This window comes from Streptomyces smaragdinus, from assembly GCF_009604385.1.
GTDB lineage: Bacteria > Actinomycetota > Actinomycetes > Streptomycetales > Streptomycetaceae > Streptomyces > Streptomyces smaragdinus.
Genome location: NZ_WEGJ01000043.1, coordinates 48324 through 58057 on the forward strand (window position 1 = coordinate 48324; position 9734 = coordinate 58057).

The window sequence follows — 9734 nt, forward strand, 5'->3', positions numbered from 1 at the left end:
CCGCCCCCCTTTTTTACGGCGCCGTCTTGCTCGTACGGCGGTAGCGTTCGCCCTCGCCGTCCTGGTGGATGAGGTACAGCTCGGTGCCCGGGTCGCCCACGAACGTGGTCCAGATCTCGCAGTCGTGGAGGACGCCGTCGGGTGAGTCGATCACCATGTGGCTGCCCGGGCCCTCGTCCGAGAAGCCCTCGTTCTCCCAGGTCCCGGTGGCGTCGGTGCGTTTCTCCTCGAACGGGTCCTGGCTCTTGACGCACAGCGAGTTGACGGCGATGTTCACGGCCTCGAACGTCCCGTCGGCGTGGAACTCCATCCGCCCGCCGGCATTGCTCTGCCAGACGCCCACGACATCGTCGTCCCCGGCTTTTCCGGCGTCCGACTGGCAGCCGGCCGTCAGCAGCAGGACGCCCAGCAGAGCCACTGGGAGGCGGCGGGTCATCGCGGCGCGAAGTGGTCGGGCGTCGCGGCGCGTTCGGACTGGGCGTACTGGCGGGCCTGTTCGATGATGTATTGGTTCACTTCCTCGCCGTTGATCCTTACGGGCGGCCCACCGCTGTAGTTCGGCAGATACTTCGGCGGGACCTTGTCCATGGTCTCCTGCCCCAGTCCCCGGCCGTACACGTTGTTCACCAGGTCCGCCCGGTGGTCGGGGAGCTCGTTCTTCGGGTAGTACGCCTCGTGCGCGTCGGCCCATCGTTCGGCGCTCTCCGGGCCCAGCTCGTAGGTGAGGCGGGCCTGCCAGATGGAGTGGCGGTAGGCGTTCTGGTCGATGTTCGGGTTACGGGCCTTCTCCGCCTGCGACTCGGCCAGCGCCCACTCGGAGACCTCCTTGTACGTCAGCGCCTCCCACGGGCGCTGCTTCAGCAGATCGCGCTCCGCCCAGTGGATGCCGCCGTAGTCCTCGTACTCGGCGTCCCGGCCGCGGGGGTGCTTGCCGTCGGGGCCCCATTCGAAGGGCCACTTCGTCTCCTTGCGGTACTTCTCGGAGAGCTCGATGCCCTGCAGCCGGATCTTCTCCCGCTGGACGGCGGTGCCCGCGTGGTCGCGGTCCTCGATCACGGGGGCGCTGCTGAAGCCGGTCTTCGCCAGGCTGACGAGGCCCTTGAGGGCTTCGGCGGCGGAGGTGTCGGATTCGGTGGCGCGCTTGAGGATTCCCTCGATCTGCGTGACCACGCCGTCGACCTCGCCCTGGGACGGGGCGGGGGCGCTGCCGCCCGGGGAGCGGCCCTCGACGCGGAAGCCCCAGCCGCCGCAGAGGCCGATGACGTGGATGTCGCGCTGCCGGGCCGCCTCGACGGCGCCCTTCAGCTCCTGCTGGGCGGCGGTCAGCTCGCCGTGGGTGTCGCGCAGGATGTTGCGGATCGAGGTGGCCTCGGTGACGGCCTGGCCGAATTCGCGGGCGGTTTTCGAGATGAACTCCCTGGTCACGGTGGCGTTGACGCCGGCCCAGGCAGCTTTTCGGGATTTTCCGTCGAGCTCGGTCTCGGCCTGCGTCTGCAGCTTCTCCAGTTTGCCGATCATCTGGGTCATCTCGGTGACGGCGGTGTTCAACGCGCCGAAGTTGGTGAAGGTCAGCGCCTCGTAATCCATCAGGCGTCCCCCTCGCGGAAGCCGTCGTCCAGGGTGTTGATGTTGCTGAACTGGGTGAAGAGGTAGAACTCGTCGCCCGCGTGGGCCTTCTGCGTGTAGTCCAGGTGGTTGGAGATGTGCGCGCAGGCGCCCTGGAGGCTGCGGACCTGCTCGGTCCAGCGTTCGGCCACCTGGTCGAGGGCGGCGCCGAGGGCGAAGTCGGTCTTCAGCGCGTACGAGGCTCCGTACAGGCCGGTCATGGCGTGGAGGCCGTCGTTGCCCAGGGACTGGTTCAGGCGGAAGGCGACGTCGCCGACGGCGGCGAGGTCCTTCTGGTTCACCTGGAGATCGCCCTGCGGCGTCGGCGGTCCGGGGCCCGGGTCGGGGACGCGGTCGAGGTGCATCGCCGCGTCTGCTTTGAGCTGTGCCCATTCGTCTTCGAAAGACATGATCCCCCAGAGCATTGCCTTCGTCGTCCACGTATAAAGGCGCAACTCGGGGCTCTTTGGTTCCGAGCGGTGCCGGGGCAGGTGGTCCGGCACCGCTCGTTTTCGGGGGCTAGGCCGACTTGCCGGAGCCCATCAGGCGGGCGGCCTTGATGCCCTTGGTGATCGTGTCCATTTCGGTGAGCTTCGGGGCCTTGTCGCTGATGTCGAAGCCGTAGCGGACGAGGATCATGGTCTTGCCGTCGGCGGGGGACGGGAAGGCCAGGGACTGGACGTAGCCGTCGTCGCCGGTCTTGGTGACGACCTGCCAGCGGATCAGGTAGCCGTCCTGGCCGGCGACCTTCACGGCCTCGGCCTTCAGCTCGTCGTGCGAGGTGATGCCGCCGTACGCCTGGGTGCCGTAGGACTCCTCGGCGTTCTTCTCGATGTCCGCCTCGGCCACCGCCTTCGCCGTGGTCGCCTTGATCTCGAGGGCCTTCGCGGGGATGGAGTTCACGCCGCCGCGCAGGCAGGTCTGGTCGGGGGCCGTGGGGCACTTGTACTCGCCCGTGGAGATGCTGGCGCCCATGCCGGACTGGGACTTCCAGCCGTCGGGGACGGGGAGCTTGATGCCGCTGGCGAGGTCGGTGGCGAAGCCGTCTTCCATGCCCGGCATCTTCTGGCCGCGGGTGTCGGGGCCGGGCTGTTCGCCCCGCGGACCCTTTTCGCCGTTGCCTTTATTGTCCCTGTTGTCCTTGTTTCCGCCCGGTGCGCGGCGGTCGAAGGCGCTCGGACGGTGGCCGCCGCCGTCGTCGTCCGATGCCGCCACTACGCCGGCCGTGATGCCGCCGCCGACGACGAGCATCCCGAGGGCGCCGAGGACGATGCCGGCGATGAAGGGGCGTGCCCGCAGCCAGCGCACCGGGTGCGGGCGCTCGCGCTTGGGCGGCGGGGGCGCGGCGAACGTCGCCGGGAGCGCGGCGCGGACCTCGTCGGTCCACACCTCTCCGTCCCATCGCCGCTCACGCGGCGGATCGTCTGCGCTGCGCTGCGGGTCCGGGTACCACCCGGAGGGGCTCGTGTCGCTCATGTGCGCACCCTAGACCGCTTTCCTGAGAAGCGGATGAGAGGGCTCGTTCGAATCCTGATGGGGATTGTCCGTACGCTGAGCCCCTGCGGGAAGGGGGGTCCGGATGAGCGCACGCATCCTGGTGGCCGAGGACGACGCGATGCAGGCCCGGCTGATCCGGGTGTACCTGGAGCGTGAGGGCCACGAGGTGCAGGTCGTCGGGGACGGGCGGGCGGCGCTGGAGCGGGCCCGTACCGTACGGCCCGACCTGCTCGTGCTGGACGTGATGATGCCCGGCGTGGACGGCCTGGACGTGACGCGGATCCTGCGGGCGGAGGCCGCCGACGTACGGATCCTGATGCTCACCGCGCGGACCACCGAGGAGGATCTGCTCCTGGGCCTCGATCTGGGCGCCGACGACTATCTGACGAAGCCGTACAGCCCGCGCGAGCTGACCGCCCGCGTGCGGGTGCTGCTGCGGCGGGGCGCCGTCGCGGGGGCGGCCGTACCGGACGTGCTGCGGGTGGGGGCGCTGGAGATCGACACGGCGCGTTTCGAGGTACGGGCGGACGGGAAGCCGGTGGCGCTGACGGGGAAGGAGTTCGCGATCCTCACCGCGCTGGCCGAGGAGCCGGGGCGGGTCTTCACCCGGGCGCAGATCATCGACCGGGTCTTCGGCTACGACCGCAACGTGCTGGAGCGGACCGTGGACGCCCATGTGATGAACCTGCGGCGCAAGCTCGGCGGCCCGGGGTACGTGGAGACGGTGTACGGGCGCGGCTACCGGATCGCCGGGTGAGCTTCCGGCTGCGGGCGCTCGCCCTGCTGACGCTCGTCGCCCTGGCCGCGACCGCCGCCACGGCCTGGCTCACCCTGCGCCAGGTGAACCGGCAGGTCCGGGACTCCGTCACCGCCGGGCGGCAGGAGACCGCGCGGATCACCGGGGAGCTGCGCGCGTACGGCTGGACCCACGGCACCTGGGCGGGCGTGTCCCCGGTGATCGCCGCGCTGGCCCGCGACACCGGGCAGCGGATCCGGGTGGCGACGCAGGACGGGGTGCTGCTGGCGGACTCCGACGCGCTCGCCGGACGGACACCGCGCGCGGTGAGTACGCAGCCGCCGCTCCTCGTCGACCCCCGGCCGACGCTCCGCCTCCCGGCGGGGATGCGCCCGCAGTCGAAGCCCAAGCTGACGTCCACCGCGCTGGTCGGCTACCGCGCCACCGCCACGTACGCCGCCTGCCTCACCGCGAACGGCGCCCGGGTGACGGCCGCCGAGGGCGACTTCGGCATGCCGGTGATCACCTCTGACGCGAAGATCCCCGGCTGCGCCCGGACGCCGGACACCGGGACGGCCCGCATCCGGGCGGACCTCGACGTCCTCGGGCCCTGCGCCACCGGCCCCCGCCCCGACGACTGCCTCCAGCGGGCGTTCGACGACCTCGTCACCGGGACCGCCCCGCCCGGTCTGCAGATCACCCTCGGGGTCCGCGACGAGGCCCCACCCACCCTCGCCGCCGCTCCCACGGCCGCCGTCGCCGCCGGCGTGGCGCTGGCGGCGATCCTCGGCGCGCTGGGGCTCAGCCGCGCCGTGCTGCGCCCCGTACGGGCGCTGACGGCCGCCGCCCGGGACGTCGGGGAGGGGGATCTGGCGCGGCGCGTACCGGTGTCGGGGCGGGACGAGATCGCGGAGCTGGGGCGGGCGTTCAACCGGATGGCGGGGTCCGTGCAGTCCGCCGAGGAACGCCAGCGCCGGCTCACCGGCGACATCGCGCACGAGCTGCGGACGCCGCTGGCCAATCTGCGGGGGTATCTGGAGGCGCTGCGGGACGGGGTGCTGGAGCCGACGCCGGAGCTGCTGGACTCGCTGCACGGGGAGGCCGTGCAGCAGCAGCGCATCGTCGACGACCTGCAGGACCTGGCGCTGGCGGAGGCGGGAGCGCTCACGTACCACCGGGCGGACGTACCGCTGGACGCGCTGCTGGAGGGCTGCCGGCGGGCGTACGCGGCGCAGGCGGCTGCCGCCGGGGTCGCGCTGGAGGTGTCCGCCGGGGAGCCGGTGCGGGTGCACGCCGACGCGGGGCGGCTGCGTCAGGTGGTCGGGAACCTGCTCACCAACGCCCTGCGGCACACCGGCCCCGGGGGGACCGTGACGCTGCGGCTGACGCGGGACGGGGCGCGGGCCGTGGTGGAGGTGGCGGACACGGGGTCGGGGATCGCGGCGGAGGATCTGCCGTACGTGTTCGACCGGTTCTGGCGGGCGGACGCGGCGCGGGGGCGGGACACCGGGGGGAGCGGGCTGGGGTTGTCCATCGCGCGGCAGATCGTGGTGGACCACGGGGGGACGATCGGGGTGGGGAGCACGACGGGGACGGTGTTCACCGTCGCGCTCCCCGCGGTCACGGACTCGCCAGCGCCTCCGTCGGGGCCAGGCGGCCCGCCCGTACCGCCGGATACAGGCCCGCCGCCGCGCCGATCACCAGCGTGACGCCGCAGCCGGCCGCCGCCGCCCAGGGCGGGACGGCGGTCGGCCAGCCCCGTACCGTGGCGTACACGGCGGTGATCGCCGTGCCCAGGACCGTACCGGCGAGGCCGCCGAGCGCGGACAGGAGCAGGGACTCGGCGACGAACTGGCCCCGGATCTGCCCGCTCGTCGCGCCGAGCGCCCGGCGCAGGCCGATCTCGGGGCGGCGTTCGAGGACGGAGATCACCATGGTGTTGCCCACCCCGACGCCGCCGACCAGCAGCGCGACCCCGCCGAGGCCCAGCAGCAGCCCCGTCAGCGCCGACTCGGCGGCCTCGCGGGCGGCGAGCGCGTCGGAGGGGCGGGAGACGACGACGCCGCTGGGGTGGGCGGGGTTGGCGGTGGCGGCGAGGACGGCGCGCACCTGGGGGACGCGGTCGTCGCGGGCGCGGACGTAGACGGTGGAGGCGTGGCCGTCGTAGCGCAGGTACGTACCGGCCGCCTGCCGTCCGACGAGGGCGGAGGTGTCGAGCTCGGGGGCGAGGGCTACGGGGCGCAGGACGCCGACGAGGGAGAACCAGGTGCCGCCGAGCCACAGCCGCTGGCCGGGTTGGTGGACGTCGAGGCGCCGGGCCGCCGTCGCGCCGAGGACGACGGCGGGGTACTCCTCGGTGGCGTCCGTGAGCCAGCGGCCGTCGGCCAGTTCGGCGCCGACGGCCGGGAGGAGGGTGGGGTCGGCGGCGGCTATCTGGAGGCTGCTGGTGCGGCCTTGGGGGATGTGCTCGTTGCGGTAGACGCGGGCGTCGTCGACTACCCCGATGGCGGCAACCCTTTCGACGGGGCCGACGCGGCGGATCATTGGGATGGCTTCGTCCGGGAGGGCGGTCTGTTTTCCGCCGGCCTCCTGGCCGGGGGCGACGCGGAGGAGGTTGGTGCCGAGGCGGTCGAGGCGGCGGTCGATTTCGGCGCGGCCGGAGCCGGAGATGCCGACGACGGCGATCATGGCGGCCACGCCGATGGCGATGCCCAGGGCGGAGAGGAAGACCCGGAGGGGGCGGGTGCGTAGGCCCGTACTGCCGAGGCGGATCAGGTCGGCTGGGCTGAGGCGGGCGGGGCGGAGGTTCATGGTGTGGCTCCCGCGACGATCCGGCCGTCGTGGAGTTCGACGCGGCGGTTGAAGGTATGGGCCAGGTCGCGGTCGTGGGTGATGACGACGACGGTGGTGCCGCCGGCGTGGAGTTCGTGGAGGAGCTGGAGGACGGCGGCTCCGGAGGCTGAGTCGAGGTTGCCGGTGGGCTCGTCGGCGAGGAGGAGTACGGGTTCGCCTACGACGGCGCGGGCGACGGCGGCGCGTTGGCGTTCGCCGCCGGAGAGCTGGTGGGGGAGGTGGTCGAGGCGGTGGGCGAGGCCGACGCGGGTGAGGGCGTGCTCGGCGCGGCGGCGGCGTTCGCGGAGGGGGATGCCGGCGTAGAGGAGGCCGTCGGCGACGGTGTCGAGGAGGGGGACGCCGACGGCGAGGTGGAACTGCTGGAAGACGAAGCCGATGTGCTGGGCGCGGAGCGCCGATATCTGGCGGTCGGTGAGCTTGTCGACGCGGTGTCCGGCGACGGTGACGCGGCCGGTGGTGGGGCGGTCGAGGGTGCCCATGAGGTGGAGGAGGGTGGACTTGCCGGAGCCGGAGTGGCCTACGACGCAGACGAGTTCGCCGTGGCCGATGGTGAGGTCGGCGTGGTCGAGGGCGGTGACGCCGCCGGGGTGGGTCTTGGTGACGTCTTCGAGGCGGACGACGGTCACTCGGGGATCCTCACCTTCAGGCCCTCGTGGATGCCGGGGCCGCTGACCTCGACTTTTCCGTCGGCGAAGAGGCCGGTGGTCGCTTTGACGAAGCTTTCGCCGTCGGCGAGCTCGAGGCCGTGGCCGCCTTCGGCGAGGGCCACGAGGGCGGCTACGGGGACGGTGAGGACGTGCTCGCGCTGCTTGAGGGTGTACTGGACGGTGACGGGGCCTTCGTCTATGCGGCCGAGGTCTGCCTTGTCGTCGAAGGTCACGGTGACGGAGATTTCGGGGTCGGTCTTCTCCTCGCCTTCGGGTGGGGCGGCGGCTTCCTTTCCTACGGTGCCGATGGTGCCGGTCGCTTTCTTGCCGTCGGGCAGTTGTACGTCGACGTGGGTGCCGCGGTGGGCCCAGGCGAGGTCGGCGGGCGGGGCCTGGATCGTGACCATGCGGCGGGTGCTGGTGTAGCCGAGGGGGCTGCCCTCGGCGGGGGCACCGGGGCGGGCGGTGGCGGTGGCTGTGCGGATGGATGTGGGGGTGTAGAGGATGTCGCCTGCTTTGACGGTGCCGGTTTCGGGGAGGGCGAGGTCGTGCTGCCACTGCTTGACGGCGTGGGCTGTGAGGTCGGAGTAGGTGTCGTCGACGGTGAAGCCGGTGTAGCCGAGGGCGGCCAGGTTCGTCTCGAACTGCTTGACGTCCATGCCTTTGAGCTCCGCGGGGGGTGCGGGGGTTGGGTCGGGGGCCTCGTCGGGGGCTTCTTCGGGTGCCGCTTCGGGTACGGCCAGGTCGCGGTAGACGGGGAGCGCCCCGTAGAGCAGCACGACCGGGCGGTCGTCGACGCGGAGTACGGCTTCGCCGCGCTCGACCGTGGTGCCGGGGGCGGGGAGCCAGGTGATGGTGCCCTGGGCCTTGACGAGGAAGGGGACATCGGGGCCGTAGCCCAGCTCGCCGTCGAGGACGGCCTTCTCGGTCAGGGTGCCTCTGGTGACGGTGACCGTGGCGCCGGTGCGGGGCTGTTGCTTCGCGCCCTCGCCGTCATCGCCGCCGAGGCCCATCGCGCCGATGCCGCTGATCGCGGCTACGAGGAGGATTCCGGCGCCTACGAGGAGGGGGGTCTTTCGCTTCGCCATCGGTTCAGCCCTTGGGGACGATCGTGGAGGTGTCGAGGCCGTAGACCTCCTTGTCGCAGGTACGGGACGCGCGTTTGCCGCTGCTGGAGGAGGAGTCCCAGTTCTCCTCGAGGAAGCGGCCGTCCTCGCCGATGTCGGGGAAATCGGGGGCGCCGTTGCCCTGCATGCAGGCGGCGTAGCGGCGGTTCCGGTCCTTCTCCTCGGCGGTGAGGTCCGGCTGATTCGCCTTCTCTACGCTCTCGGGGAGGGCGGGCTGCTTGTCGGCGCACTTCTCCTGCGCGGTGCGGTACTTGGGGTCGCCCTTCCACTCCTTCGCCGGGATGTCGATCTCGACCTGCCCCTTGGCGTCGGGGTCGGGGAGGTCCACGCCGGCTTCGCGCATGCAGGTGACCCAGGTCTGCTTGCCTGCTATGTATTCGGCGAGCTCGGTCTTCGCCTCGCCCTGGCCGGACGGCTTCGCACTGCTGACGGCGGCGACCTCGTCGCCTCCGTCTTCCGCGCTGCCGCCGCATCCGGTCATCGCCAGCATCGTGAGGGCCGCCAGGGCGGTCCATCGCCGTACGTGGGTCAACTTCGGCTCCTTGCCTCGGCCTTCGGCCCTTGGGGGGATCGGGGGCGAAGGTATTCGCGGGGCGATGAAGGTCTTATGAAGAAGCCGTCAAGAACCCGTCGCGCGGCGGTGTGGGTCGGTCTTCGGCTGCCGGTTGCGTCGGCCTCCGTCGCGCGGCGGTGTGCCTCCGGCCGGTGGCCGTGTGCTTCGGTCTTTGGCTGGCGGTTGCGTCGGCTGACGCGCATCCGGCCTTCGGCCGGAGGCCTCAAACGCCGGCCGGGCTGGGGGTGGGTGTCTTGGCCTCCGGGGTTGGTGTCTGGTCTGCCGGGGTGCGCGTGGGCGTGAAGTGGGTCGGGGCCGCCCGACACACCTACGCGCGTACTGCCGCGTCGTGGTCCATCCAGGCGCGTTTCCCGTACGCGCGCAGGCGTGTCGAACGTCCCCTTACTTCCGTACGCGGCTACCGGATTGTCCCTGGTCACCGCCACCTGTAGCCCGCCAACCGTGGGGAAATCCGCCGGGGCACAGGCATCCATGCAGTCGCCCCCGCAGTCGCCGGCCCGGCGGCGCGAAGCGCCGACGCTCACTCCGCATCACGAGGCGCGCAGCGCCGACCCCCACTACGCATCCGAAGCCGCGCCAGCGGCTTCCCCCACTGCGAGGCGCGCAGCGCCCCGCCCCCCGCTCCCGCCCCCAAGGCGCGCAGCGCCGCAGAAACGCTCCACATCCAAACCCCCACCCCGGCCCACCCACGCCAG

At 72.1% G+C, this 9734-nt stretch carries 10 protein-coding genes; 2 read left to right on the top strand and 8 right to left on the bottom strand.

All coding sequences use genetic code 11. From position 1 onward, the window contains the following. Positions 1 to 13 precede the first annotated feature (13 nt). The 4 genes from SRB5_RS31215 to SRB5_RS31230 form a co-directional block, all read right to left on the bottom strand. On the bottom strand, positions 14 to 436 hold the full coding sequence (locus SRB5_RS31215) for a hypothetical protein (protein WP_153456832.1): 423 nt from the start codon (positions 434 to 436) through the stop codon (positions 14 to 16). Next, positions 433 to 1587 carry a DUF6973 domain-containing protein gene (locus SRB5_RS31220; protein WP_153456833.1) on the bottom strand — a complete coding sequence of 385 codons (1155 nt, stop codon included), beginning with the start codon at positions 1585 to 1587 and terminating at the stop codon, positions 433 to 435. The genes SRB5_RS31215 and SRB5_RS31220 overlap by 4 nt, the downstream gene beginning before the upstream one ends. Next, complete coding sequence (locus SRB5_RS31225; RefSeq protein WP_153456834.1) at positions 1587 to 2015, bottom strand: glutathione S-transferase family protein; 429 nt, start codon at positions 2013 to 2015, stop codon at positions 1587 to 1589. The genes SRB5_RS31220 and SRB5_RS31225 overlap by 1 nt, the downstream gene beginning before the upstream one ends. A 109-nt stretch (positions 2016 to 2124) precedes the next feature. Further along, positions 2125 to 3081, bottom strand: coding sequence for a DUF2510 domain-containing protein (locus SRB5_RS31230; protein ID WP_153456835.1), 957 nt, complete (start codon positions 3079 to 3081; stop codon positions 2125 to 2127). A gap of 103 nt (positions 3082 to 3184) precedes the next feature. On the opposite strand from SRB5_RS31230, the gene SRB5_RS31235 reads away from it, so the two are divergent. Next, the gene (locus tag SRB5_RS31235) at positions 3185 to 3859 is read left to right on the top strand and encodes a response regulator transcription factor (protein WP_153456836.1); all 675 of its coding nucleotides are present in this window, start codon (positions 3185 to 3187) and stop codon (positions 3857 to 3859) included. After that, positions 3856 to 5547 carry a sensor histidine kinase gene (locus SRB5_RS31240; RefSeq protein WP_323378783.1) on the top strand — a complete coding sequence of 564 codons (1692 nt, stop codon included), beginning with the start codon at positions 3856 to 3858 and terminating at the stop codon, positions 5545 to 5547. The genes SRB5_RS31235 and SRB5_RS31240 overlap by 4 nt, the downstream gene beginning before the upstream one ends. On the opposite strand, the gene SRB5_RS31245 is transcribed toward SRB5_RS31240, so the two are convergent. From SRB5_RS31245 to SRB5_RS31260, 4 genes are read right to left on the bottom strand one after another with little or no spacing between them, the layout of a single operon-like run. Beyond that, on the bottom strand, positions 5459 to 6649 hold the full coding sequence (locus SRB5_RS31245) for an ABC transporter permease (RefSeq protein ID WP_153456837.1): 1191 nt from the start codon (positions 6647 to 6649) through the stop codon (positions 5459 to 5461). The genes SRB5_RS31240 and SRB5_RS31245 overlap by 89 nt on opposite strands. Next, positions 6646 to 7317: an ABC transporter ATP-binding protein gene (locus SRB5_RS31250; protein ID WP_323378784.1), complete on the bottom strand. Its 672-nt coding sequence runs from the start codon at positions 7315 to 7317 to the stop codon at positions 6646 to 6648. The genes SRB5_RS31245 and SRB5_RS31250 overlap by 4 nt, the downstream gene beginning before the upstream one ends. Continuing rightward, positions 7314 to 8426: a peptidoglycan-binding protein gene (locus tag SRB5_RS31255; RefSeq protein ID WP_153456838.1), complete on the bottom strand. Its 1113-nt coding sequence runs from the start codon at positions 8424 to 8426 to the stop codon at positions 7314 to 7316. Before SRB5_RS31255 ends, SRB5_RS31250 begins: the two co-directional genes overlap by 4 nt. Positions 8427 to 8430: 4 nt before the next feature. Further along, positions 8431 to 8997, bottom strand: coding sequence for a hypothetical protein (locus SRB5_RS31260; protein ID WP_228390581.1), 567 nt, complete (start codon positions 8995 to 8997; stop codon positions 8431 to 8433). Positions 8998 to 9734: the final 737 nt, after the last annotated feature.

What these genes read in the sequence shown, in the direction of transcription:
- SRB5_RS31215 (WP_153456832.1), bottom strand. Translation starts at nt 436, where the DNA reads ATGACCCGCCGCCTCCCAGTGGCTCTGCTGGGCGTCCTGCTGCTGACG.
- SRB5_RS31225 (WP_153456834.1), bottom strand. Translation starts at nt 2,015, where the DNA reads ATGTCTTTCGAAGACGAATGGGCACAGCTCAAAGCAGACGCGGCGATG.
- SRB5_RS31235 (WP_153456836.1), top strand. Translation starts at nt 3,185, where the DNA reads ATGAGCGCACGCATCCTGGTGGCCGAGGACGACGCGATGCAGGCCCGG.
- SRB5_RS31255 (WP_153456838.1), bottom strand. Translation starts at nt 8,426, where the DNA reads ATGGCGAAGCGAAAGACCCCCCTCCTCGTAGGCGCCGGAATCCTCCTC.
- SRB5_RS31245 (WP_153456837.1), bottom strand. Translation starts at nt 6,649, where the DNA reads ATGAACCTCCGCCCCGCCCGCCTCAGCCCAGCCGACCTGATCCGCCTC.
- SRB5_RS31220 (WP_153456833.1), bottom strand. Translation starts at nt 1,587, where the DNA reads ATGGATTACGAGGCGCTGACCTTCACCAACTTCGGCGCGTTGAACACC.
- SRB5_RS31230 (WP_153456835.1), bottom strand. Translation starts at nt 3,081, where the DNA reads ATGAGCGACACGAGCCCCTCCGGGTGGTACCCGGACCCGCAGCGCAGC.